The 25,000-nt window shown below is 69.0% G+C and carries 22 protein-coding genes; 10 read left to right on the top strand and 12 right to left on the bottom strand.

Annotated elements, in window-relative coordinates:
- The first annotated feature begins 139 nt into the window (after positions 1–139).
- Positions 140–2,980 (top strand): AMP-binding protein, encoded by a 2,841-nt coding sequence (locus tag SVA_RS05135; RefSeq protein WP_096459776.1) that lies wholly within the window; start codon positions 140–142, stop codon positions 2,978–2,980.
- 35 nt (positions 2,981–3,015) lie between these two features.
- Here SVA_RS05135 and SVA_RS05130 read toward each other — a convergent pair whose 3' ends face one another.
- The 5 genes from SVA_RS05130 to SVA_RS05110 form a co-directional block, all read right to left on the bottom strand.
- Complete coding sequence (locus tag SVA_RS05130) at positions 3,016–3,708, bottom strand: CPBP family intramembrane glutamic endopeptidase (protein WP_096459773.1); 693 nt, start codon at positions 3,706–3,708, stop codon at positions 3,016–3,018.
- A 95-nt stretch (positions 3,709–3,803) separates the two neighbouring features.
- Positions 3,804–4,964: a cyclic nucleotide-binding domain-containing protein gene (locus SVA_RS05125; RefSeq protein WP_096459769.1), complete on the bottom strand. Its 1,161-nt coding sequence runs from the start codon at positions 4,962–4,964 to the stop codon at positions 3,804–3,806.
- 143 nt (positions 4,965–5,107) lie between these two features.
- Positions 5,108–6,292, bottom strand: a complete 1,185-nt coding sequence (locus SVA_RS05120) for an iron-containing alcohol dehydrogenase (protein WP_197703378.1) — start codon at positions 6,290–6,292, stop codon at positions 5,108–5,110.
- The gene (locus SVA_RS05115) at positions 6,289–6,588 is read right to left on the bottom strand and encodes an antibiotic biosynthesis monooxygenase (protein ID WP_096459763.1); all 300 of its coding nucleotides are present in this window, start codon (positions 6,586–6,588) and stop codon (positions 6,289–6,291) included. The genes SVA_RS05120 and SVA_RS05115 overlap by 4 nt, the downstream gene beginning before the upstream one ends.
- A gap of 14 nt (positions 6,589–6,602) precedes the next feature.
- Positions 6,603–7,067 carry an LEA/WHy family protein gene (locus SVA_RS05110; protein WP_096459760.1) on the bottom strand — a complete coding sequence of 155 codons (465 nt, stop codon included), beginning with the start codon at positions 7,065–7,067 and terminating at the stop codon, positions 6,603–6,605.
- 92 nt (positions 7,068–7,159) lie between these two features.
- Here SVA_RS05110 and SVA_RS05105 point away from each other — a divergent pair, with 92 nt between their 5' ends.
- The gene (locus SVA_RS05105; protein WP_096459758.1) at positions 7,160–8,041 is read left to right on the top strand and encodes a patatin-like phospholipase family protein; all 882 of its coding nucleotides are present in this window, start codon (positions 7,160–7,162) and stop codon (positions 8,039–8,041) included.
- A 56-nt stretch (positions 8,042–8,097) separates the two neighbouring features.
- Here SVA_RS05105 and SVA_RS05100 read toward each other — a convergent pair whose 3' ends face one another.
- Positions 8,098–8,631, bottom strand: coding sequence for a hypothetical protein (locus SVA_RS05100; protein WP_148665390.1), 534 nt, complete (start codon positions 8,629–8,631; stop codon positions 8,098–8,100).
- Positions 8,632–8,704: 73 nt separating this feature from the next.
- On the opposite strand from SVA_RS05100, the gene SVA_RS05095 reads away from it, so the two are divergent.
- The 3 genes from SVA_RS05095 (at position 8,705) to lon (ending at position 12,697) form a co-directional block, all read left to right on the top strand.
- Positions 8,705–9,784 carry a DUF763 domain-containing protein gene (locus SVA_RS05095; protein WP_096459752.1) on the top strand — a complete coding sequence of 360 codons (1,080 nt, stop codon included), beginning with the start codon at positions 8,705–8,707 and terminating at the stop codon, positions 9,782–9,784.
- Positions 9,785–9,857: 73 nt separating this feature from the next.
- Positions 9,858–10,250, top strand: a complete 393-nt coding sequence (locus tag SVA_RS05090) for an Hsp20/alpha crystallin family protein (RefSeq protein WP_197703377.1) — start codon at positions 9,858–9,860, stop codon at positions 10,248–10,250.
- A 2-nt stretch (positions 10,251–10,252) separates the two neighbouring features.
- The gene (gene lon / locus SVA_RS05085; protein WP_096459746.1) at positions 10,253–12,697 is read left to right on the top strand and encodes an endopeptidase La; all 2,445 of its coding nucleotides are present in this window, start codon (positions 10,253–10,255) and stop codon (positions 12,695–12,697) included.
- Here the strand turns inward: lon and SVA_RS05080 are convergent.
- The 3 genes from SVA_RS05080 to SVA_RS05070 form a co-directional block, all read right to left on the bottom strand.
- Positions 12,678–13,172 (bottom strand): hypothetical protein, encoded by a 495-nt coding sequence (locus SVA_RS05080; RefSeq protein WP_096459743.1) that lies wholly within the window; start codon positions 13,170–13,172, stop codon positions 12,678–12,680. The genes lon and SVA_RS05080 overlap by 20 nt on opposite strands.
- Positions 13,169–14,725, bottom strand: a complete 1,557-nt coding sequence (locus SVA_RS05075; RefSeq protein WP_096459740.1) for an ATP-dependent DNA ligase — start codon at positions 14,723–14,725, stop codon at positions 13,169–13,171. Before SVA_RS05075 ends, SVA_RS05080 begins: the two co-directional genes overlap by 4 nt.
- A 115-nt stretch (positions 14,726–14,840) precedes the next feature.
- On the bottom strand, positions 14,841–15,197 hold the full coding sequence (locus tag SVA_RS05070; RefSeq protein WP_096459737.1) for a hypothetical protein: 357 nt from the start codon (positions 15,195–15,197) through the stop codon (positions 14,841–14,843).
- A gap of 549 nt (positions 15,198–15,746) precedes the next feature.
- Here SVA_RS05070 and SVA_RS05065 point away from each other — a divergent pair.
- The 4 genes from SVA_RS05065 (at position 15,747) to SVA_RS05050 (ending at position 20,942) form a co-directional block, all read left to right on the top strand.
- Positions 15,747–17,678 carry a serine protein kinase gene (locus SVA_RS05065; protein ID WP_096459735.1) on the top strand — a complete coding sequence of 644 codons (1,932 nt, stop codon included), beginning with the start codon at positions 15,747–15,749 and terminating at the stop codon, positions 17,676–17,678.
- A gap of 13 nt (positions 17,679–17,691) precedes the next feature.
- Complete coding sequence (gene yhbH / locus SVA_RS05060) at positions 17,692–18,885, top strand: sporulation protein YhbH (RefSeq protein WP_096459732.1); 1,194 nt, start codon at positions 17,692–17,694, stop codon at positions 18,883–18,885.
- Positions 18,882–20,312 carry a SpoVR family protein gene (locus SVA_RS05055; protein ID WP_096459730.1) on the top strand — a complete coding sequence of 477 codons (1,431 nt, stop codon included), beginning with the start codon at positions 18,882–18,884 and terminating at the stop codon, positions 20,310–20,312. Before yhbH ends, SVA_RS05055 begins: the two co-directional genes overlap by 4 nt.
- Before the next feature lie 90 nt (positions 20,313–20,402).
- Complete coding sequence (locus SVA_RS05050) at positions 20,403–20,942, top strand: histidine phosphatase family protein (protein ID WP_096459727.1); 540 nt, start codon at positions 20,403–20,405, stop codon at positions 20,940–20,942.
- Between the two features lies 1 nt (position 20,943).
- Here the strand turns inward: SVA_RS05050 and SVA_RS05045 are convergent, their stop codons facing one another.
- Positions 20,944–22,998 (bottom strand): putative bifunctional diguanylate cyclase/phosphodiesterase, encoded by a 2,055-nt coding sequence (locus SVA_RS05045; RefSeq protein WP_096459724.1) that lies wholly within the window; start codon positions 22,996–22,998, stop codon positions 20,944–20,946.
- Positions 22,999–23,118: 120 nt separating this feature from the next.
- Between SVA_RS05045 and SVA_RS05040 the strand changes: the two genes are divergently transcribed.
- Complete coding sequence (locus tag SVA_RS05040) at positions 23,119–23,871, top strand: response regulator (protein ID WP_096459721.1); 753 nt, start codon at positions 23,119–23,121, stop codon at positions 23,869–23,871.
- Here the strand turns inward: SVA_RS05040 and SVA_RS05035 are convergent.
- Positions 23,868–24,320, bottom strand: coding sequence for a universal stress protein (locus tag SVA_RS05035; protein ID WP_096459718.1), 453 nt, complete (start codon positions 24,318–24,320; stop codon positions 23,868–23,870). The two genes, SVA_RS05040 and SVA_RS05035, sit on opposite strands and share 4 nt — an antisense overlap.
- Position 24,321: 1 nt before the next feature.
- Positions 24,322–24,975, bottom strand: coding sequence for a peptide-methionine (S)-S-oxide reductase MsrA (gene msrA / locus SVA_RS05030; RefSeq protein ID WP_096459715.1), 654 nt, complete (start codon positions 24,973–24,975; stop codon positions 24,322–24,324).
- Positions 24,976–25,000 lie beyond the last annotated feature (25 nt).

The raw sequence follows: 25,000 nt of genomic DNA, 5'->3' as shown, positions 1-25,000 counted from the left end.
GCCCATGTTGCCGGCTCCGGCGCGCCGAACCAAGTGCCATGGCCGCAATGTCGTCCTGCCTACGAATTGTCAGGTATCAACAGCGCCTGCCGCCGCATGCTATACGTTCCGGTCGACCCGCATCCCCGGAGGCCAGCGGATGGACCCGGAACAGGCGAGCCGCCCGACGCCCGATCTTGCGGCCGCCCTGCTCTCGGCGGTGACGGAGCTGGGCGCGCAGATGCAGCCGGCGCGCCCTCCTCGTCCGGCCACGCTCGACAGCTCGCTTCAACGCGACCTCGGGCTCGACAGCCTGGCGCGGGTGGAACTGCTCGCGCGCCTGGAGCAGCGCTGCGCCGTGACACTCCCCGAGTCGGCCTTCGCGAGCGCCGACACCCCGCGCGATCTCCTGCGTGCTCTCGTCGCCGCCCGCGCGCGCGGCGCGATGCCTGCCGTATCCCGCCCGCCCGGCCCTCCGGAAGCGACCGGCGCGGAGCGCGTCCCGCCGCCGACCGAAGCGCAGACTCTGCTCGACGTACTCGACTGGTATGCGGAACGGGCGCCCGATCGCGAACACCTCCGCGTCTGGCGTGAAGACGGCGAGGAGCCGTTGAGTCACGCGGCGCTCCGGCGCGAGGCGGCGGCCGTCGCGGGCGGCATGCAGGCGGCCGGGGTGGGGCCGGGGCACGCGGTCGCCATCATGCTGCCCACCTCGCGGGAGTACTTCGTGAGCTTTTACGGCGCGCTCCTCGCCGGCGCCGTGCCGGTTCCGATCTATCCTCCGGCGCGCCCGGGCCAGATCGAGGACCACGTGCGCCGCCATCGCGCGATCCTCGAGAACGCGCTCGCGGTCATGCTCGTCACCGTCGCGCAGACGCGCGTCGTGGCGCGCCTGCTCAAGGCGCAGGTGCCGGCGCTTCGACGGGTGGCGACCGTCGCCGAACTGGCGGACGAAGGCGGCGTGCTGCGCGCGCCGCGCCTCGCCGGGGCGGACGTCGCGTTCCTGCAGTACACCTCCGGCAGCACCGGCAACCCGAAGGGGGTGGTGCTCACGCACGCCAACCTGCTCGCCAACCTGCGGGCGATGGGATCGGTCGTGCGACCCGGGGCGGACGAGGTATTCGTGAGCTGGCTGCCGCTCTATCACGACATGGGGCTGATCGGTGCGTGGCTCGGCTCGCTCTACTTCGGCATCCGGCTGGTCGTGATGTCGCCGCTCGCGTTCCTCGCGCGTCCGAGCCGCTGGCTGCGCGCCATACACGAGCACCGCGCGACGATCTCGGCCGGGCCGAACTTCGCCTTCGAGCTCTGCCTGCGGCGCATCGAAGACCGGGAGCTGGAGCACGTCGACCTCTCGTCGCTCAGGCGCTGCTTCAACGGCGCCGAGGCGGTCAGCCCGGCGACGATCGAGCGCTTCGGCGAACGCTTCGCGCGCTTCGGCTTCCGGCCGACGGCGATGATGCCGGTCTACGGGCTCGCCGAGAACGCGCTCGGGCTCACGTTCCCGCCGCTCGACCGCGGCCCGCGGGTCGATCGGATCGCGCGGGGCGACTTCATGCGTGACGGGCGCGCCTCCCCCGCGCGGCCGGACGACGAAACGGCCCTGCGGTTCGTGTCCTGCGGAGCGCCACTGCCCGGCCACGAGCTCCGCATCGTGGACGAGTCCGGGCGCGAGCTGCCCGAGCGCGAGCAGGGCCGCGTGCAGTTCCGCGGCCCGTCCGCCACGAGCGGCTACTTCCGCAACGCCGAGGCGTCGCGCGCGCTGTTCGTGGACGGCTGGCTCGACTCGGGCGATCTCGGCTACGTCGCGGGCGGGGAGCTCTATCTGACCGGCCGGCGCAAGGACGTCGTCATCCACGCGGGCCGCAACGTCTTTCCCGACGAAATCGAGGAGGCGGTCGGCGAGCTGCCCGGCGTGCGCAAGGGACGCGTCGCGGTGTTCGGAAGCCCCGACCCGGAGACCGGCACGGAACGGCTGGTCGTGCTCGCGGAGACGCGCGAGGCCGACGCGGCGGCGCGCGAGGCGCTGCGTGCGCGCGTCGTCGCCTGCGTCGCGGATCTCGCGGGCGGCCCTCCCGACGACGTCTGCCTCGCGCCGCCGCAGACGATCCTCAAGACCTCGAGCGGCAAGGTGCGGCGTGCGGCCAGCCGCGAGGTGTACGAACGGCAGGCTTTCGGCGGCGCGCGGCGCCCGGTGGCCTGGCAGATGGCGCGCCTCGCGGCCGGCGCGCTCGTGCCGGAGCTGCGTCGGGGACTGCGGCGCCTCGGCGCCGTTGCCTACGCCGGGTACGCGTGGGGCGTCTTCGGCCTCATGGCGCCCGTCGTCTGGGCCCTTGTCATCGTGTTGCCTCGTCACGGCATGCGCTGGACCCTGCTGCACCGCGCCGCGCGCGCGTTCGCGCGCGCCTGCGGCGTGCCCATTACCATCGAGGGCGTCGACGCGCTGCCCTCCGGCGATCGCCCTTGCCTCTTCGTGGCGAACCACCAGAGCTACCTGGACGGCATCGTGCTGGTGGCGGCGCTCCCGCGGCCCGTGCGATTCGTGGCCAAGGCCGAGTTCCGGTCGTCGCTCGTGGCGGGACTATTCCTCCGCCGTCTCGGCGCCCAGTTCGTCGAGCGTTTCGATCGCGAGCGGGGCGTGGCGGATGTCCGCCATCTCACGGCCCTCGCCCGGGCGCGCGTGCCGCTGTTCTTCTTTCCGGAGGGGACCTTCACGCGCGCGCCGGGCCTGCTGCCGTTCCATACCGGCGCGTTCGTCGCCGCCGCGGAGGCAGGGGTGCCGGTCGTGCCCTGCGCGCTGCGCGGTACGCGCTCGCTGCTGCGCAGCGACTCCTGGTTCCCGCGCCGCGGCGCGGTGCACGTCAGCATCGGGCCGGCACTCGCGCCGCCGCCCTCCGCGCCCGACACCTGGTCGGCGGCGATGGAGCTGCGCGACCGCGCGCGGGACTGGATACTGCGCGCGACGCGCGAGCCCGATCTGTCGGCCGCGCCGGCGGTGTGACCGTCACGCGGATGCCCGACCGCGACGGCCGGGGTTCAACCGCCGATGAAGCGCGGGGCGACCAGCAAGCCCATCACGTCCTGGAGGAAATGCATCACCATCGGGGCGATCAGGCTCCCGCGCCAGAAATAAATCAGCGCGAAGCCGACGCCGATGAAGCCGACCGCGACGATCCCGAGCGAACCCTGGTAGCCGTGGCCGAGGGCGAAAATGACGGTCGAAAGCACGACCGCGGTCGCACGGCTGCCCGTGACGGCGTCGAAGCGCCGAATCAGGTAGCCGCGGAAGATCGTCTCTTCGCCCACCGCCACCGCCGTGATGAGCGCGAGCGCGAGCAGCTGCTCGGGGGCGGTCTGGGGCAGGAGATAGTCCGGAGGCGCGGACGGCGCGGTGAACCCGGCCTGCCGCAGCAGGCGTTCGAGCATCCCGACGGCGAGGAAGAACGGCACGAACAGGGCGACGCCGACCAGCGCCTCGCGCACGGGACGCGCCGCGGCCCAGCCCACCGACCGCAGCCCTTCCCCGCTGCGCCAGACGAAGTAGGCGATCAGGCTCACGAGCGCGACGTTGTGGGCGATGACGGCCGCGGCCACGAGTGCGAATCGCAGCTCGTCCGGACGCATGCCCAGGGCCGGCAGCACCATCGAGGGCAGCAGGATCAGCAGGAACACCAGCACTTCGACGAGCTGAACGCGTCGCGCCGGCGCCTCCCGCGACACGACGCTCATGGGTTCGCCTGTCGTTCGGTCGGTGTTTTTCGATTCTCCCCGGGTTACCGGGACGAGGCCAGCCGCGCGGGAGTGACCGGGGGAGCGACGAGGTCTTAGCGCTTCAGCGCGCTCGGTACCGTACGGGCCTTGACGGGCTCGAGCACGTCCGCGAGCAGGGCGTCGGGAATCCAGAGAAAGCTTACGGGCGTGAGCGCGGTCACCGTGTACTTGCGCGGCTTCAGGAAGGAAACGGGGCTCGCCGCGCGCTCGCCGCCGGCCTCGACGAGCAGCGACTGCCCGTCGGCCGCCTCCAGCGAGAGCGAGCCTTCGAGCAGATACATGTTCCAGGTGTCGGTCATGCCCTGATTCAGCAGGCGAGTCCCGCTCGGGGCCGTGTGCACGAGACTGCGCTGCGCGAGCAGCGCGAGCCGGCGATCGTCCAGGTCGCGGAATTGCACGAAGCGGCGGAGCAGCGCCGCATCGACCGGCCGGTGCGGCCGCTCGAGCCAGCGGTCCACCTGCTCGATTCGTTCGCCCGCATCGCCGCCCTGTCCGAAACCGGTCGGGAGCGTGACGGCGCGATCGTCGCGGCGGTCCACGTCGAAGAAGTCGGCGCCCGCGTCGCCCGGCGCGGCATGGACGCGGTCGAGCAGCGAGAATCCGCTGGTCCGGCGCATCTCCTTGCGGACGAGCCGGCGACGCACACGGTCCACCAGCATCGCGACGGCCGGAACGTCGCGGCGCGAGACCGGGATCGGTGCAAGCAGATTGAGGACCTCGAGCACGGGACCGCGCGCCTCCTCGAGGCCCGGCGCCAGACCGAGCGCCGGGGCCAGCCGACCGAGCGGCAGGCCCCGGTTGTAGAGCACGGGGCAGTACACCGGCGTCGTGCTGGTCGCGTCCGCACGGAAATCCAGCAGCAGCTCGCCACCGCGGTACAGGCTCGTCTCGCGGTTCTTCTTCTGAAACGCCGTGAGCTCCGACCCGGCGGGGCCGCTCACCCGGTAGAGCTCGCGGACCATGGCCTCCTCGAGCCACATCAGCTCGTTGCCCCACGCCCGCGCTTCGGCCGCCCGATAGACGATGCCGAGCCGCCACGGCGGACCCGCCTGGTTCGCATACTGCGCGAGGAGCTCGCGGTTGTGTGCGCCGAATGCCCGCCCGAGGTCGTCGTCCTCCTCGAAGCGTCGCTGGGGGTTCACCGTGCCGAGCCTCCCGTCCTGCGTCAGCAGGTAGAGGGTCGAGAGGCCGGTGAAGTGTTCGAGCACGTTCATGGCGGATGCGCGCGTCCGAGGATCGTCACACCTTATATATATAGATACTAGCGAACCGGCCCGGCGCCGCTACCCGGCCCGGATTCCGGCCCCGGCGACGGCCGGCGGCCCGGTCCGCCACCCGGACGGGCGAAGGCCCCGGACTAGAGACGCGCCTGCAGGATCCCGCGGATTTCCGCGTCCGTGAGGACGATGGGGTTGGTCTTCATGCTGGAGCCGCGCGAGTGGGCGACCACGCGATCGAGCCCCGTAGCCGTGAGGCCGTGGCGCGACAGGCGAGGAAGATCGAGCCGCTCGGTCCACTCCTCGAGGAGACCGACCAGCGCCGTCCACGCCTGCTCGGCGCTTCCGAAGACGCTTCCCGAGAGAAGCGCCGCCGCCTCGGCGTACTTGGCGAGCGCGGGGTTCGCGCCGTCGCGGTCTCGCAGGGCGGCGATGTTCACGCGCGTCGCCTCCGCGACGAGCGTGCCGCAGACCACGCCGTGGGGAATGGGGCAGAAGGCGCCGAGGGGCGACGCCAGGCCGTGCACCGATCCGAGCCCCGCCTGCGCGAGCGTCACCCCGGAGAGGAGCGCGGCGTACGCCATGCGCGCCCGGGCCGCGCCCGGATCGCCCCTGCCCTCGTACCACGGCAGCAGCCCGTCGCGCGCGGCCTGGAGCCCCGAACGGGCGAGCGCGTCGGTGAAGGCGTTCGCCTTGAGGGAGACGTAGGACTCGAGCAGCTGCGTGAGCGCGTCCATGCCGTTCGCGGCGACGATCTCCTTCGGGCAGGACGCGAGCAGGTCGGGATCGACGAGCGCGTATTCGGCGACGAGCCGCTCGTCGCGGAACGACTTCTTGAAGCCGTCCGCGCCCTGCACGCTGAGCACGGCGTTCTTCGTCGCCTCGCTGCCCGTGCCGGCGGTCGTCGGCACGGCGACAAACGGCACGGCCGGTCCCTCGTAGGGCAGTTCCGGGCCGACGCCTTCGAGATAATCCATGACGGAGCGGCCGACCCGGAGCAGCCCGGCGATCGCCTTCGCCGCGTCGAGCGCGCTGCCCCCGCCGATGCCGGCGACGACGGCGATCCCCCGCGACCGGTACAGCGCGGACGCCTCGTCGACCAGCGAGGGAGACGGCTCGCCCGCGACGCGCACGTGTTCGAAGTCGATGTCGCGGCGGCGAAGCTCGCTCGTCAACGCCGCCCACTGCGTGCTCGCCGTGAACGCGCGCGCCCCGGTCACGAGGAGCGCGGGGCCGGGGTAGCGCGCGAGGATGCCGGGGAGCTTCGCGACGACGCCCGCGCCGAACTCGATGCGCGGCAGACGCGCGATCGAAAACGGCTTCACGGGCCGCGGGGAAAGAGACCGTCGTACGCCATCGCGTGGCGCGGCGAGGCCATCCAGTCGGCCACGGTTTCGCGCCATTGCAGGTAATGCGCCGTCTGCTTGTGCGCCGCCGCCTGCTCGGCGGAGACGTACGCCTCGTACAGCATGAAGCGGGTCGGATCGGACGCCGACTGCAGCACGTCGAAGCGCAGATTGCCCGGCTCCCTCACCGAGCCTTCGTGGTTGCGCCGCGTCGCCTCGATGAAGTCGCTCACCCGCTCGGGCTTGATGTGCACGTACACGATCGAGACCTGCATGGTTCCTCTCCTGGCTATTCTTGTCGCCGGCCCGTCAGGTCGCTCTGCATGCGAAACGGCAGCTCGCCCGCGCGGTTCGCCAGGCTCACTCCCCCGGCGATCGCGATGCGCAGGCCCTGCCCGCGGCCCTTCTGCAGGTCCTGCACACGCTGCACGAGGTCGAAGATGTTGCTCACGACCTCGACCTCGAGCACCGATTCCCCGTAAGCGGGGACGTTCGCGGCCTGTTGACTGACGCCCCGGCCGAAGTCGACGTCGTTGAGGCTCAGCTTGTACTCCATGCCGGTGATCGGCATCGCGACCGGGTTGGGGTTCTGCACGCGCAGCGTGAGGCCGTAGCGCTGCTCGAACAGGCCGGCGTCCAGCACGCGCAGATCGACCAGACTGACGTTCGGCGGCTCGAGCGGGCCGGTCAGACCCGCGCAACCGGCGAGCAGCACCGCGAGCCCCGCCAGGCGCCAACCGCGAAGGAATGCCATGCCCGCTTTATAAACCCCCCGCCGCGCGGGCCGCAACCGGGCGGGCTACCCTTGGGGTAAGATCGACGTCCTGGTCCAAGTAGGGTTAAGCATTGAACGCGCGCCAGACCGTCTCGCTCGTGCTCGGCAGCGGCGGGGCCCGTGGTCTCGCTCACATCGGCGTGATCCGCTGGCTCGAGGCCCACGGCTACGCGATCCGCTCGATCGCCGGCTCTTCGATGGGCGCGCTGATCGGCGGTGTGTACGCGACGGGCAAGCTCGACGTGTACACCGCCTGGGTCTCGGCGCTCGAGCGCCTCGACGTGCTGCGCCTCCTCGACCTCTCCTTCGCCCGCGCGGGGCTCTTCAAGGGGGAGCGCATCATGGATGTGCTGCGCGAGCTGATCGGCGACTGCCGAATCGAGGCGCTGCCCGTCTCGTACACCGCGGTGGCGACCGACCTCGATACCGGCAAGGAGGTCTGGCTGCGCGAGGGGCGCCTGTTCGACGCGATCCGCGCATCGATCGCGATCCCGCTGCTCCTGGTTCCCTCGCGCCTGGACGGCCGCCGCCTGGTCGACGGCGGCGTGGTCAACCCGATCCCGATCGCCCCCACGCTCACCGATCGCACCGACCTCACGATCGCCGTCAACCTGAGCGGCAAGCCGGACGCCGCGGCGAAGACCGAACCCGCCACTCCCCTGCCGGCCCCGCCCACATCCTACAAGCAGCGGATCCGCGCCTTCATCGAGAACCTCTGGACCAGCCCGCCGAAGCCCGAACCCGAGGATCTCGGGTTCTTCGAAATCGCGCTGCGCGCGATGGACACGATGCAGGAGACGATCGCCCGCCTGAAGCTCGCGGCCTACACCCCGGACGTGATCATCGACGTGCCGCGCGATGTCTGCGCGTTCCACGAGTTCCATCGCGCGAAGGAACTGATCGCGATCGGCGAGGCGAAGACCGAGCAGGCGATGACCCGGCTGCTTCGCTGACGCCGACCCTTCTCTCGCGGCGCCACGGCGAAGCCGCTCCGGGGTTTGCCAAACGCTCAGCCCTGCTCCCGTCTCGCGCCGACGCTCGATATCTTCGCGCCCGGCACGAGCTGATGGAACAGGCTCGACTCGCGCCGATAGAAGCCCTGGGTGTGGAACGAGTAGTCGAGCGCCAGCAGCGTGTAGTCGAGGTGATGACAGACCTCGTGCAACAGCGTGCGCAGGAAAGTGCGAAAGGCGACCACCTGGCGTCGCTGCGCGGTGCGCATCCAGACCGTGATGCTGGCCGATTCCTCCTGCCCCTCGGGCCGATAGAACCCGTGCAGCTCTCCCCAGTCGTTGGCGGGACGCACCGCGAGCACGGTGACGCGCACGGGCGACACCCGCAGCCCGTGCGTCATCGCGTCGACGAGGTGCTGACAAAGCGCCTGCGTGCGCGGCTGGTTCTGCTGGTCGAGCGCGGACGCGAGCTCCGCGATCGTCGGGCGGAACCGGCGCGGCTCGGGCAGGCGCACCGCGCTCACCTCGTCGCTCTGACGGTACACCGCCTTCTGCGCGCGGTTGAGCCGCTTGTAGTAGCCGAATGCCATTCTCCGCCCGCCGTCCGAAAGGTCGTCGTTCCGCGCGCCCGCCGGAAAACCGCGCGCCGCGTATAATGCTGCGATGCGCACCGGCTTCGCGCAACTCCCGCTGCACGGGGGCAAGGCCCCGGCCTGGCTGTTCCGGCGCATGGTGCGGCTCGCGCGCGCCGTCGTCTGCCACGTGGTCGACGAGCACGGCCCGGACGAAGTGCTCGCGCGGCTTTCCGATCCCTACTGGTTCCAGGCCCTCGGCTGCGTGCTCGGCTTCGACTGGCACTCGAGCGGCGTCACCACGACGACCTGCGGCGCGATCAAGGAAGGCGTGAAGGGACTCGAGCAGGAGCTCGGCCTCTACGCCGCAGGCGGTAAGGGCGCCGCGTCGCGGCGCACGCCGGGCGAGATCGAAGCGGCGTGCGTGCGCCTCGCGCGCGCACCCGACGCGCTCGTCCAGGCAAGCCGGCTGGCGGCGAAGGTCGACAGCGCGGCCGTGCAGGACGGCTACGAGCTCTATCACCACAGCTTCTTCTTCACCCGGAACGGGCGCTGGTGCGTCGTGCAGCAGGGGCTCAACGACGGCGAAGGCACGGCGCGCCGCTATCACTGGCTCGGCAGCCGCGTCGAGAGCTTCGTGAACGAGCCGCACGCGGCCGTGTGCTGCGACCGGCGCGGCGAGGTGCTGAACCTCGTCGCGGCGGAAAGCGACGGGAGCCGAGCGGCGATCGCCGAGCTCGCGCGCACGCCGGACCGCGACGTCGCGCGCGTCGTCGAACGGCTTCCGACGCTCGTGCTGCCCGGCCGGCACCCGGTCGCGTCGGCGGACATCGATCCGCGCTACCTGCACAAGATACTGGTCAGCACCTACGAGCGCGCGCCCGCCGATTTCGCCGCGCTGCTCGCCGTTCCGGGCGTCGGCGCGAAGACGCTCCGGGCGCTCGCCCTCATCGCCGAGCTGATTTACGGCAGCCCGGCGAGCACGCGGGACCCGGCGCGCTTCTCCTTCGCACACGGCGGCAAGGACGGAACGCCCTACGCGGTCGATCGCGAGACGTACGACCGCACGATCGCGGTGCTGCACGACGCGCTCGGGCGCGCCGCCGTCGACGCGGGCGAGAAACGCCAAGCCCTCAGGCGACTCGCGGCCTTCGCGCCGCCCGGGGGCTGACGTCTGCGGTGGTTGCCCTCGTCGTGCAACGCAGCTTAGTCTAGGCACCTTTACGGATCACGAGGAGCGCGGCGTGCGGTATCGGAGCTGGATGTGGGCGGAGGCGGTGCAGGTCGTCGAGCGCGCGGAGCGCCTGCACCGGCAGTTCTTCCAGTGCACGGTCTCCGGGCGCGGTCCGGCCTGGGAGCCGCCGGTGGACATATTCGAGACCGACATCGGGCTGATCGTGCTGGTCGCGCTGCCCGGCGTCCCGCCGGAGCAGATCCAGATCGACCTGGAAGGCGGCGTGCTGCGCGTGACGGGCATCCGGCCGCTGCCCGCCCTGTTGCGGGCGGCGACCATCCAACGCCTCGAGATTCCGCACGGCCGCTTCGAGCGGCTGATCGAGCTGCCGCCCGGCGTCTACGAGACCGATCGCCAGGAGCTCGCGAACGGCTGCCTCGCGATCAGCCTGCGCAAAGGATGACAATGAACCAGAACGCCGAAAGCACCCAGACCAACGCAGGGGAGACACCGCGCCCGCTTCCCGAGGACGCTTTGATCATCCTGCCCGTCCGCAGCACCGTGCTCTTCCCGAACATGGTGCTTCCCCTGACGGTCGGGCGACCGCGCTCGATCGCCGCCGCGCAGGAGGCGGCGCGCAGCGAGCGGCCGCTCGGCGTGCTGCAGCAGCACGATCCCGGCGTGGACATGCCCGGGCCGGGCGACCTGTACGCGGTCGGCACCGTCGCCGCCATCCTGCGCTACGTCACCGCGCCGGACGGCTCGCACCATGTCATCTGCCAGGGGCAGGGACGCTTTCGCACGGTCGAGTTCCTCGATGGCTTCCCCTACCTCGTCGCGCGCGTCGAGCGCATCGAGGAACCGGAGACCGAGACGAAGGAGATCGAGGCCCGCGTGCTGCACCTGAAACGCCAGGCGGTGCAGGCGATCGAGCTCCTGCCCCAGGCGCCGGCCGAGCTCTCCGCCGCGATCGAGGCGACGACCGCGGGCGGCGCCCTGGCCGATCTCGTCGCGAGCTTCATGGACCTCAAGGCCGACGAGAAGCAGGACGTGCTCGAAACCATCGACGTGCGGGAACGTCTGGACAAGGTGCTGAAGCTCCTCGAGCACCGGATATCCGTGCTCAAGCTGACGCAGGAGATCAGCGAACAGACCAAAGAGTCGATGGAGCAGCGCCAGCGCGAGTTCCTGCTGCGCGAGCAGATGAAGACGATCCAGAAGGAACTGGGCGAGGAGGACGCGAAGTCCCTCGAGGTCGAGGAGATCCGCAAGGCGATCGCGGACGCGAAGATGCCTTCCGAAGTCGAGGAGCAGGCCAATCGCGAGCTGACGCGCTTCGAGCGCATGCCGGAAGGCGCCGCCGAGTCGTCCATGATCCGCACGTACCTCGACTGGCTCACCACGCTGCCCTGGTCGGTCATGACCGAGGAGTCGATCGACATCGCAAGAGCGCGCGAGATCCTGGACGAGGACCACTTCGGTCTGGAGAAGGTGAAGCGGCGTATCCTCGAATACCTCGCCGTGCGCAAGCTGAACCCGTCCGGCAAGAGCCCCATCCTGTGCTTCGTCGGCCCGCCGGGCGTCGGCAAGACCTCGCTCGGGCAGTCGATTGCGCGCGCGACCGGCCGCAAGTTCGTGCGCGTCTCGCTCGGCGGCGTGCACGACGAGGCCGAGATCCGCGGCCATCGGCGCACCTACATCGGCGCGCTCCCGGGGAACATCATCCAGGGAATCAAGAAGGCCGGCTCCCGGAACCCCGTGTTCATGCTGGACGAGATGGACAAGCTCGGCATGGGCTTTCACGGCGATCCGTCGGCCGCCCTGCTCGAGGTGCTGGACCCCGAGCAGAACTCGACCTTCCGCGACAACTACCTCGGCGTGCCCTTCGACCTGTCGAAAACGATGTTCATCGGCACGGCCAACATGCTCGACACCATTCCGGGCCCGTTGCGCGACCGCATGGAGGTCATTGACCTCGTCGGCTACACGGAGGACGAGAAGCTCGAGATCGCCCGGCGCTACCTGGTGCGGCGCCAGCTCGAGGCCAACGGCGTCAAGGCCGAGCAGGTCTCGATCACCGACGAGGCGCTGCGGCACATCATCCGCGACTACACCCGCGAAGCGGGCGTGCGCAACCTGGAGCGGGAGATAGGGCGCGTGTTCCGCCATACCGCGATGCGCATCGCGGAAGGTACCGCGGAAACGGTGCGCATCGACGCCGGCGACCTGCACGCCATTCTCGGCGCGCGCCAGTTCGAGAGCGAGGTCGCCGCGCGCACGAGCATCCCGGGCGTGGCGACCGGCCTCGCCTGGACTCCGGTCGGGGGCGACATCCTGTTCATCGAGGCGACCCGCATGCCGGGGAGCGGCAAGCTCATCCTCACGGGGCAGCTCGGCGACGTGATGAAGGAGAGCGCGCAGGCGGCGCTGTCGCTGGTCAAGGGTCGGGCGCGCGCGCTCGGCGTCGAGAACGACTTCTTCGAGAAGGGCGACGTGCACATCCACGTGCCGGCCGGCGCGATCCCCAAGGACGGGCCGAGCGCGGGGGTGGCCATGTTCATCGCGCTGGTCTCGCTCGTCACCGGGCGCACCGTGCAGAACGACGCGGCGATGACGGGCGAGATCAGCCTGCGCGGCCTGGTTCTGCCGGTCGGCGGCATCAAGGAGAAGACGGTCGCGGCGGCGCGCGCCGGAATACGGACCGTGCTCCTGCCCGCCCGCAACAAGAAGGACTTCGAGGAGATCCCGGCCGCCGCGCGCGACCGGCTGCAGTTCGTGTGGCTCGAGACCGTCGACGACGCCATCCGCGCGGCGCTCGGCGAGCCGGTCGAGCCCCGGCGAACCGGCGACACCGAGCCGTCCCGTCCGCCGCGCGCCGTGGAGGGCCGGATCAGCCCTCCCCCGATCTAGGCCGGCCGACCCCGCCGGCGAGATCCCAGTCGACGTGGAGGCCGCAGAGAAACAGGTTCTCTCCGCGGTCGTCGCCGATCGTCGAGTAGTGGCTCAGCTGACAGGAGTAGCGATCGAGAAAGCGCCAACGCACCTCGATGTAGGCGTCCGCATGGCGCAGAAGGTTGTCCGAGATCCGGCCCAGGTACGCGAACCCCAGCACGGCGCTCAAACCGTGCCGCGCGTTCCACCGGTAGCCGACGCCCACGCCCTGCGAGTGATCGTCCCCGTTCCACGAGCTGAAGTGCAGCTCGAAATCCCGGTACACGTTCGTCGCCACGTGATACGCCGTGCCGTTCGTATGCACCACGCCGAAACCGATGCCGGCGTACGAATCGGCCCACGTCCCACCGGGAAGCAGCGCGACGACGGCCGCCAGGACGCGGCCCCTTCGCGCCCGTCCGCCCGCGAGGGTTTTCCCGCACCCGCGCCTCACGGCGTCCGCTCCGCGGGCGCGCTCGTCTGGCGGGCGTAGAGGCGCCGGACCGTTTCGACCGTATCGGCTTCCTCCGGCGTCTTGTCCGGACGATAGGCCTTCACGCGCGCGAAGCGCAGGGCGAGCCCGGCCGGGTACTGCGGGCTCGCCTGCACGTCGTTGAACGCGACCTCCACGACGAGCGCCGGCCTGACGTACACGGCATCGCGGTCGCGGCGTTCAGCGAGCGCCAGCAGCCTTCCGGTCTGCCAGGCGAGCGCCTCGTCCGTCATGCCCTTGAACGTCTTGCCGAGCATGACGTACCCGCCGCTCGCCGGGTCGCGGGCGCCGAGATGCAGGTTGCTGAGCCAGCCGCGGCGCCGGCCGTGTCCCCACTCCGCCGCCAGCACGACGAGGTCCAGCGTGTGCGCGCGCTTGATCTTGAGCCATCCGCTTCCGCGCGCGCCGGCCATGTAAGGCGCGGAGAGCGACTTGGCCATGACGCCCTCGTGTCCGCGCGCGAGCGCGTCCATGAGAAACGCCTCCGCCTCGCCGGGCTCGGACGTCACGGCACGTTCGACGCGTCGCCCCGGCGGCACGACGGACGCCAGGACGCCGAAGCGGTCGGCCGTCGATCGTGCGACCAGGTCTTCCCCGTCCCGATGCAGGCAGTCGAAGAAGAAGACGGCGAGCGGAAGCTCGGCCCGAAGACGCTCGACCTCGAACCGGCGCCCGAACCGGCGCATCGTGAGCTGGAACGGTTGCGGGCGCCCGGAGGGAGTCAGGGCGATCGTCTCCCCGTCGAGCACCAGCCGGTCGGCCGGCAGGTCTCGCGCCGCCTCGACGACTTCCGGCACCGAATCCGTCACGTCGTTCAGGCGGCGGCTGTAGACCCGGACCTCGTTCCCCGCCTTGTGCACCTGCACGCGGGCCCCGTCCAGCTTGTACTCGAGGGCGGCCGTCCCGAGGGTGCCGAGGGCCTCCGCCAGGTCCGCGACGGGTTGTGCCAGCATCGGTTTGACCGGCGTGAAGAGCCGCAACCCGAATCGGGACAGCCCCGCGCGGCCCTCCGCGAGCGCGACCGACGCGACCGTCGGCAGGTCGCCGGCGAGCATGGCGGCCGCCCGCAACTCGGCGCTGGCAATACCCGTCGCCGCGGCCACTGCATCCAGCATCACGCCCTCCAGTGCGCCCTGCCGAAGCTCCCCCACGACGAGCCGCTCGAGAAACGACTGTTCCTCGGCGGTCGCACGACGGTACAGACCCGCGAGCGCCTCCCGTCGGCTCGAGGTCGACCCCGCGCCTTTCGTTTGGGACAGCAACCGGAAGGCGCGGTCGACCTCCGTGAGCGTCAGCGAGGCGGTGGCGGCCGGCCTGCTGCGCGCGCACGCCAGCAGGGACCCGCCGATGCCGATGCGCCCCTGGGGAAGGCGGCCGGTGAGGTAGCCGATCGCAATGGGCGCCTCGGCGGGTGGCAGACGGGCCAGGAGCTCGGCCAGCGCCGCCACCTTGTCCAGACGGCCGGCGCTCGCGCCGACCCGGGCGGAGGTCTCGACGACGTCGCGTAACAGCATGGCGTCCCCGCCTCCGCCGTGCCGCCGATCCGGGGAATTCCCGAGCGGTCAGGTCCCCTTTCATGGTCGGTCGCGCGCCGAACGCCTGTCAATCCGGGCTAATGCGGCAGTGTTATCAGCGCCCCGACTTGTGCGCGACGAGCTTGGCTTCGGGCACGCGCAAGGCAATGGCGGCAGGAAGCTCGAGGCATATTCCGGGACGCGGCCGCACGCTGACCCAGAGCACGTTCAACCGGAGGTTCAGGTCGGCGAAGACGACGACCCGTCGATAGTGGAGCAGCACGTCCTCGATCGCCGCCACCGCGCGGTCGATGAGGTGGGGAGGTCTCGCGCGCAGACCCGGGATGATCATCATGAAGTCGGAGAGCAGCTGACCGTGCTCGTCGCGGGTCGGCACCCGTTGCCACAGCGGCTCCGCAGGTTCCATGGCCCCGACAGCGCCGCGCAGGCCCGCACCCGTCACGCGACGCATCCGTTGGCAATCGTCCCGTCCTGCTGCCATTTCCGTCTCCGCTCGTCGAGCACGTTCGCCTGCCGAGGCGCCGCAGCGTTGGGAACCTCGGCGCGTCGTCTCGCGGAACTTACCGCAGAAGTGTTCGCCGTGCCCATGGCAGCGACTAGGGGGCACTCCCCATTGCGTCAAAACCCGCGCGTGCCGCGCGGAAGGCCGCTTCGGTGCGCCTTGCACGAACCGGAGGCGCGCGTCGTGGTCCAATTTCGAGGTCGGCGTTTCGAATGGCGCGTGCCGGGGCGAGCGCGCGCAGCTCGGTGGGGCGGGCGATGCGCGTCGCTCGGAAGTCGGCGGGAAACGCCTCGGGTGCTCCGCCGAAGGAGCTCCGGAAACTTCCCGACGCTCGCCCTTGACTTACCTGGATCAGTGTGCCCCGGCATTGCGCGTTACGCGGGCGTCTTGCGGACACGTTATAATGAAATTGCAGTTACCCGTGAGCGCAAAAATAAGAACCGGAGATCGAGCGATGACGATGTAGTCCGACAACGAGACCACGGAGGAGCTTTCATCATGCCTCAACCGACGTCCGCGTTTTCCGACCTGATCGAGAAGGACCGCGCCAACCGCCAGAGCCTCGAATGGCGCGGCACGTTTCTCGAGTATCTCGACAAGGTCAAAGCAGATCCCTCCCTCGCGAAGCTGGCCCACGCCCGTGTCTACGAGGCGATCCTCGCCAAGGGCGTTCGCGAAGTGACCGAATCCGACGACCCGAAGCTGAAGCGCCTCTTCGGGGACGAGCCCATCAAGATCTATCCCTTCTTCAACGAAGAGTTCTTCGGCATCGAGCGCACGGTCGCGCAGCTCGTGCGGTACTTCCACTCGGCGTCGCTCCACGGCGAAGAGTCGCGCCAGGTGCTTTATCTCATGGGCCCCGTCGGCGCGGGCAAGAGCTCGCTCATCGAGCGACTCAAGCGCGGGCTCGAAGAGGGTTCACCCGTCCTCGCCATCGAGGGCTGCCCGATGGCCGAGGAACCGCTGCACCTGATCCCCAAGCACCTGCGGCCCGAGTTCGAGAAGACGCTCAACGTGCACATCGAAGGCGAGCTCTGCCCGGTGTGCCGCTATCGGCTGAAGGAGGAGTTCCAGGGGCGCTACGAGGACGTGCCGATCACGACCGTCCCCTTCTCGCGGCACGAGCGCCGCGGCGTGGGCGTCGTCCCTCCCGTCGACCCGAACAACCAGGACACGTCGGTCCTGATCGGCTCGGTCGACATCTCGAAGCTGGACACCTTCTCGGAAGGCGATCCGCGCGCGCTCGACCTGAACGGCGCGTTCAACGTCGGCAACCGGGGCATGACCGAGTTCATCGAGGTCTTCAAGAACGAGCCCGAGTACCTGCACACGATGATCACGGCCACGCAGGAGAAGTTCATCCCCGCGCCCGGCCGGCACGGCACGGTCTACGTCGACACCAGCATCGTGGCCCACTCGAACGAGGCCGAGTGGCAGCGTTTCCGCGGCGACCCCACCAACGAGGCCATCCTCGACCGCATCGTCATGGTCAAGGTGCCGTATAACCTGCGGCTCACCGAGGAGATGAAGATCTACCAGAAGCTCCTCGACCAGTCCGAGTTTCGCGCGCACATCGCGCCCCACACGCTCGAGATCGCGGCGATGTTCGCGATCCTGAGCCGGCTCGAGCCCACGAACAAGTGCGACCTCATGACCAAGCTGCGGCTGTACAACAGCGAAGAGGTCGTCGAGAAGGGCAAGACGGTGCGCGCCAACGTGCGCGAGCTCCAGGACGACGCGCGCCGCGAAGGCATGTTCGGCATCAGCCCGCGTTTCATCATGAAGGCGATCGACAACGCGCTCACCGAGAACCCGCAGGGCATCACGCCGATCAGCGTGCGCGAGTCGCTGATCCGCATGCTCAAGGCCGCGGACATCGCGGACGACACCAAGAAGCACTACCTCGAGATCCTGCAGGACACGCTGCACAAGGTCTACCTCGAGATGCTGGAAAAGGAGATCACGAAGGCGTTCGTGTACTCCTTCGAGGAGCAAGCGGAAACGCTGTTCCAGAACTACCTCGACCACGCCGAGGCCTACGTCAACAAGACACGGGTCAAGGACCGCAACACCGGCGAGGAGCTGCAGCCGGACGAAGGTTTCCTGAAATCGGTCGAGGAGCAGATCGCCGTGGTCGGCTCCTCCGCGCAGGGTTTCCGCCAGGAGGTCATGGCATATTTGTGGGCCAAGAGCCGCCGCGGCGAGCGGGTGAGCTACAAGTCGTACGAGCCGCTCAAGGAGGCGATCGAGCGCAAGCTGATGAGCTCCGTGCGCGAGATGAGCCGCATCATCACCAAGGCGCGCACGCGCGACGAGGAGCAGATCAAGAAGTACAACGACCTGGTCCATGGGCTGCTCGAGCGCGGCTACAACGAGTACTCCGCGGAGGTCGTCCTGAAGTACGCCGCCAACAACCTCTGGAAGGATTGACCCGCAGAAACCGATGCAAAAAGCCGTCTTTCGCCCCCACGTCGAGGCCGACACGCTGCGGTCCGATCGCAGCGCGCGGGACCGGTCGCGGCATCGCCAGAAGGTGCGCGAGGCGATCCGCGAGAACATCGCCGATATCATCGCGGAGGAGTCCATCATCGGGCAGAGCCGGGAGAAGATCGTCAAGATCCCGCTGCGCGGCGTGCGCGAGTACCGCTTCGTCTACGGCGACAACGCGCCGGGAGTGGGCACCGGCACCGGCGACACGCAGCCGGGCCAGGTGATCGGCGATGCGGAGGAGGAAGGCCAGGGCGTCGGTCCGGCCGGACACCAGCCGGGCGTCGACTACTACGAGACCGACATCGCCCTCGAGGAACTGATCGACATCATGTTCGAGGACCTCGACCTCCCGAACATGGAGCGCAAGAACCTTCGCGAGATCGAGGTCGAGGCCACACGCAAGCGCAAGGGTTTCCGCAAGGTCGGCGTGCGCACGCACCTCGACAAGCGGCGCACGGCGATTGCCCGGATCCGGCGGGCGGTCGCGTCGCGCGGCGGCCGCACCGCGGCTCTCGAGGATACGCGCTTCCCGTTCCATCGCGACGACCTGAAATACCGGCGCCTGGTCCGCGACGTGCGCCCGCAGTCGAACGCCGTCGTGCTGTGCATCATGGACACCTCCGGCTCGATGGACACGATGAAGAAGTACCTGGCGCGCAGCTTCTTCTTCCTGCTCTACCGGTTCGTCAAGACCCGCTACAACCACGTCGAAGTGGTCTTCATCGCGCATGACGCGCAGGCGCGCGAGGTGAGCGAGGAGGAGTTCTTCAGCAAGGGCGAGTCGGGCGGTACCATGATCTCCTCGGGCTACAACAAGGCGCTGGAGGTCATCCGGGACCGCTACCATCCCGAGCACTGGAACATCTACGCCTTCCACTGCTCGGACGGCGACAACTGGATGGAGGACAACAGCACGGCGATCAAGGCGGCCCGCGAGCTGTGCGCCGTGTGCAACCTCTTCGGCTACGGCGAGATCAAGCCGCTGAACTCGGGCTCCTACGGCAACTCGCTGCTCGACGTGTTCGACCAGATCCGCGCGCCGAACTTCCACAGCCTGGTGATCGAGAGCAAGGAGCACATCTGGCCGAGCTTCAAGGAGTTTCTCTCGCGCGAGCGCGAGACGGAGCCGGCCGAGCAGCCGACATGAGCCGCACCTGGACGCTGAAGGATCTCGAGTACTGGGACGAGCGCATCCGCGAGAAGGCGGAGGAGTACGGTCTCTCCTGCTTTCCGCAGGAGTTCGACGTGTGCGACCAGGAGCACATGCTCGGTTACATGGCCTACCACGGGATGCCGGCGCAGTATCCGCACTGGTCCTTCGGCAAGGCCTACGAGAAGCTCAAGACGCTGTACGACTACGGCGTCTCGGGCCTGCCCTACGAGATGGTGATCAACGCGAACCCGTCGCTCGCCTACCTGATGCGCGACAACTCGCTCTGCCTGCAGGTCCTCACCATCGCGCACGTCTACGGGCACAACGACTTCTTCCGGAACAACTTCATGTTCCGCGACACGCGCCCGGAGCTCACGATCAGCCTGTTCAAGCTGCACGCCGACCGCATCCGGCACTATCTCGAGGATCCTTCCATCGGCCAGCAGAAGGTGGAGGAGACGCTCGACGCCGCGCACGCGCTCTCGATGCAGACGCGGCGCGACACGGCGATCCGCAAGCTCACCCTGGACGAGCAGCGCGACCGGGCGCTCGCCGACGCCGTGCCGCCGCACGATCCCTACGAGGCGATCCACAAGCGGCCGGAGTACAAGGAGCCGAACCTCAACCGCGTACCCATCGATCCGGAAGAGGATCTGCTCCTGTTCATCGCCGAGCACAACCCGTACCTGACCGAATGGCAGCGCGACCTGCTTCGGATCGTCCACGCGCAGACCCAGTACTTCCTGCCCCAGATCGAGACCAAGATCATGAACGAGGGCTGGGCGAGCTACTGGCACCACCGGATCATGAACTCGATCGACCTGCCCGAGGACCTCTATCTCGAGTTCCTGGTGCACCACAACCAGGTGGTCCGCCCGCACAAGGGGTCCGTGAACCCGTATCACCTCGGTTTCAAGGTCTGGCACGACATCGAGCGCCGTTATTCGGCCCCGACCGACGAGGAGGTCCGCCGGCACGGCCCTCCGGAAAAGGGCGCGCGCGAAAAGCTCTTCGAGGTGCGGGAAACCGACCGCGACATTTCGTTCCTGCGCCGATTCCTGACGCGGGAGCTCATGGAAGAGCTCCATATGTTCGAGTACAAGCGCGAGCGCGACAAGCTCGTCGTCTCGCAGGTCGCGGACGAGGAGCACTGGATGACGATCAAGCAGACGTTGCTCCGCAACGTGGGGATGGGCACCGTGCCCGTGATTCGCATCGTCGACGCCGACTACCGCCACAACCGGGCCCTGCTCCTCCGCCACGAGCACGACGGGCGTGACCTCGAAATGGAGTACGTCGAGAAGACGATGGGTTACCTGTACCAGCTCTGGGGCCGGCCGGTGCTGCTCGAAACCCGCCTCAAGGACGCGTCGGTCACGTTCTCCCGCACCGAGTCCGGCTTCGAGCGAATCAAGAACTGAGTAAAGAAATTTTGAATGCTTAATGTTTAATGTTGAATAGGGAGCGCGCTCCCGCGCACTTCAATTCAACATTAAACTCGACATTCAAGATTGAAGCTTTACTTGTTGCGTCACGGCCAGACCAATTACAACGTTCTTGGTCTGTGCAACGACTCACCGACGCCCGAGGTGCGGCTGACGCCGCTCGGTCTCGAACAGGCGGCTGCGGCGGCGAACCGGCTGCGGGACGTCAGGCTGGACCGTATCCTGACCTCGGAGCTGCCGCGCACGCGCGAGACCGCGGACGTCGTCAACCGCGATCACGGTGTCCCGGTCGCCGCGCATCGGGACCTCAACGACTGGCGGACGGGGCTCGACGGTCGCCCGGTCGCCGACCTGTATGCGGCCATCGCGCGCGATCCCCTCCATACGCGCCTCGACGGCGGCGAGACGCTCGCCGAGCATCGGGCGCGTGTCTTTCGTTTCTTCGGCTGGCTGGGGACCCAGCGGGACGAACGGGTGCTGATCGTCGGACACGAGGAGACGCTGCGCGCCGCAGCGGCCTACTTCCGCCATCTGACCGACGAGGCGATGCTCGCGCTCCGTTTCGAGAACGGCGAGCTGCTCGAGTTCGATCTGCCGCCCCGCTGACTTACGCTTCGGCTCGTCGACGGCGTCCGCGCGGCGTCCGCGTGTCCGCGGCCGCGAGCATGTCGATGGCGAGCATGTCGGCGCTGTGCTCGGCCGCGACCGGCGGGCTGAAGAGGTCGCCCTGCATCACGTTGCAGCCGATACCCTGAAGGAAGCGCATCTGCTCGGATGTCTCCACGCCTTCGCCGATCACCCCGAGATGGAGGCTGCGCGCCATCGCCGCGATCGCCCGCGTGATCGCCGCATGGTCCTCCCTGAGACCGACACCCTGGATGAAGGAGCGGTCGATCTTGAGGTAGTCCACCGGAAACTGCGTCAGGTAGCTCAGCGCCGAATAACCGGTGCCGAAGTCGTCGATCGAGATCTGCACCCCCGCTCCGCGCAGCTCGCGGAGCTGCGCGAGCACCTGGCCCATGTCGTCCGCGAGCACGGTTTCGGTCAGCTCGAGCTCCAGGAACTGCGGCGCGAGACCCGCCTCCGTCAGCGCGCGCCGCACCGCGTACACGAGCGAGTTGGACCGGAACTGCAGCAGCGAGATGTTGACCGCGACGCGCACCCCGTCGTGGCCGGCGAGATGCCATTCGCGGCACTGCCGGCACGCCTGGCGCACGACCCACTCGCCGACCGGCGTGATCATGCCCGTGTCCTCGAGCAGGCGGATGAAGTGGTCCGGCAGCACGATGCCGCGCGCCGGATGGCGCCAGCGCAGCAGCGCCTCGACGCTCACCACGCGTCCGCTCTGAACGTCCACGCGCGGCTGGTAGTGAAGCGTGAACTCGTCCCGTGCGAGCGCCTGCCGCAGGCCGAGCTCGTACTCGAGCGTCTCCTGCACGCGCGCGTTCAGCTCCTCGGTATAGAAGAGATACCGGTTGCGGCCCATCTCCTTCGCCCCGTGCATCGCGGCGTCCGCGTCCTTCAGCAGGCGGTCCACCTCGCGGGTCGGTCCCGGGTAGACCGCGATGCCGATGCTCGGGGAGACGACGAGCTCCCGCGCGCCGACGTCCATGGGCCGGGCGAACTCCTCGAGCAGCCGGCCGGCGACGCGCGCCGCTTCGTCGGCCGACGCGAGCCGCTCGAGGATCACCACGAACTCGTCTCCGCCGATGCGGCAGGCCGTGTCCGACGTGCGCATGGCGCCGCGAATCCGCGCAGCGGCCTCGACCAGCACCCGGTCCCCGCGCTCGTGCCCGAGGCTGTCGTTGATCACCTTGAAGCGGTCGAGATCGATGAACATCACGCCGATCATGGCGCCTTCCCGCTGGGCGAGATCGACCGCGTGCTGAAGGCGGTCCTTGAAGAGCGCGCGGTTCGGCAGACCGGTGAGCGCGTCGTGGTACGCGAGATGCCGGATGCGCTCCTGCTGTGCCTTGCGCTCCTCGTCCTCGTGCTGCTCGAGGAGGCGATCCGCGCGCCGGACGATGGCGTAGAGAAAGAGGTAGAGCACGAGCAGCACCCCGACCACGCCGGCCAGGACGGTGCGCTCGGTGCGCGCGATGTCGTCGAGGAGCGCGGTGACGTCCACGTAGACCTCGAACACGCCTTCCACCGGGCCATCGTCGGTCGGCCGTATGGGGACGTAGGACGAAAGCAGGTTGCGCCGCTCCACTTCGTCCTCGGACGGCGAGTAGTGGTCGCGGAACACGAGGTCGCTCGCGGTCTCGCCGTTGCGCGCCTTGCGGAAGCCCGGGTTGTCCTGCTTGTTCTCGCCGATCTGCCGCGCGTCCGTCGAGAAGACGGTGAGACCGTACATGTTGTAGATCTTCACCTTCGTGACATTGACCTCGTAGAGCTTCTGCTCGAGCTCGGAGGCCAGGCGCGCGATCTCGGGCTGGGTCGCGAGGTGCTCGACCGGGATCCGGCCGGCGTTCGCGATGAAATCCGCGTAGCGCGGCCAGAGGGTGTTCGCGACCGTGCGGGTGAGCTCGACGTTCGAGAGCGTCTGGTACTGCACGAGCGCCTCGACCGCGAGGTTGCGGTAGAACCAGCTGAGGGCGATCGCGACGATGGCGATCCCGACGAAGCTGGCGAACGAGTACGCGCGGCTGAGGCGGACCATGGCACGTTATGGTGCAACTAGGGTGCCAAAGTCCCATTTTTCAAGGCTTTTGTCGGGAAACTTTACAAACCTGGCCTGTAATTTGCACCAGGAAGCTGAGCGAAATACCAGAGCGTGTCCATGAACGCCGAAAACAGCCAATCGCCCAACTCCGCTCCCCAGGACGACGGCCGGCCCTGGATACTCGTGGTCGACGACTCGCGGGTGGTGCGCAAGAGCATCATTCACGTCCTGGGCGGGCAATACCATGTGCTGGAGGCCGGCGACGGCCAGGCCGGCTGGCGCATGCTCCGCCAGAACAGCCGCATCGAGGTCGTCATCAGCGACATCCAGATGCCGGAAATGGACGGCTACAGCCTGATCTGCAAGGTGAGGGGGGTCGAGGACCCCGGCCTGCGGGAGGTGCCGATCATCGTCATCACGAGCGCCGAGGACGAGATCACCCGGGAACGCGCGTACGCGTGCGGCGCCAACGATTTCATCCTGAAGCCCTTCAATGCCGACCAGCTGAGCGCATGCGTGCGCGCTCAGCTGAGCGAGGCCCGGCGGGAGGCGCTGCCGATCACGACGCAGAGCCCCGGCGCGCCCGTCGAGAAACCCGCGACGAACGTCGTGCCGATCATGGTCGCGGACACGACGGCGGGTACCGTCGAGAGCGCCCTCGAGCAGATCGATGCGGGGCTCGACATTCTGCGGGGGCTCAAGACCGCCACGATCGCCCCCCACGCGCTCGCCCTGGTGCTGCGCTTCCTGCCGCTGCTCAAGTACTGTAACGCGAAGTTCGGGCTCGGCATGGACCGGGAGATCGCGGTGTTCCAGCAGCGCATCGCGGCGGCGCACGCCGCCCAGCGCCAGGCGAAGAGCGCGGGCTAGCCGGCCCGGAGCAGCAGCACGGGCGTTGCCGCCCGGCGCATCACGGATTCGGCGACGCTCCCGAGGACGAAGCGATCCAGGCCGCGACGCCCGTGGCTTCCGATCACGACCAGGTCCGCCGGCCAGGCTTCCGCCTGCGCCACGATCCCGTCCGCCACGCGATCGCTCTCCCGCCGCAACTCGATCAGCTTCGACTCGGTCGACACGCCGGCCTCGCGCGCGCTGCCTTCCGCCGCGGCGAGGATCTCCCGTCCGTGCTGACGGGCCGCCTCGTACATCGGCTCCACGTTCATGCGCGCGGTCCGCATCTGGCGCGCGAAGGTCACGGTATCGACGACGTAGACGAACTGAACCTGCGCGCCCTGGGTGCCGGCGAGGCCGACGGCGTGCCGGATCGCCGCGTTCGACGGTTCGCTGCCGTCGACCGGGACGAGGATGCGGCGGTACACGCTAGCGACGCTCGACCGCCAGGCCGGCCGGACAGCTCACGCCGGTCCCTCCGAGGCCGCAGTAGCCGGCCGGGTTCTTCGCGAGGTACTGCTGGTGGTAGTCCTCGGCGTAGTAGAACTCGGGTGCGTCCACGATCTCGGTCGTGGTCGATCCGTATCCGGCCCGCATCAGCTCCCGCTCATAGCGTTCCTTCGATTCGAGCGCGGCGCGCTTCTGCTCCGCGTCGTAGACGTAGATGCCGGAACGGTACTGCGTGCCGACATCGTTGCCCTGGCGCATGCCCTGAGTCGGGTCGTGCGACTCCCAGAAGACCTTGAGCAGTTCCTCGTAGCTCACGCGCTCCGGGTCGAAGACGACGCGGACGACCTCGTTGTGCCCGGTGCGCCCCGTACACACCTCCCGATAGGTCGGGTTGGGGGTGTAGCCGCCCGCGTAGCCGACCGCCGTGCTGTACACGCCCGGAAGCCCCCAGAACGCCTTTTCGGCGCCCCAGAAGCACCCCATGCCGAACAGCGCGAGCGCCGTGCCGTCGGGAAACGGCGGGACGATGCGGTTGCCGCTGACGTGGTGCCGTTCGGGAACGGGCATCGCTTCGGCGCGGCCGGGGAGCGCGTCTTCCGGGCGCGGCATCGCTTTCTTCTGCCATCCGAACATGGCTCATCTCCTCTGGCGATCGTGC

The organism is Sulfurifustis variabilis, assembly GCF_002355415.1.
In the GTDB taxonomy this organism is placed as follows: Bacteria; Pseudomonadota; Gammaproteobacteria; order Acidiferrobacterales; family Sulfurifustaceae; genus Sulfurifustis; species Sulfurifustis variabilis.
This window is presented reverse-complemented; position numbering and strand designations above follow the sequence as displayed.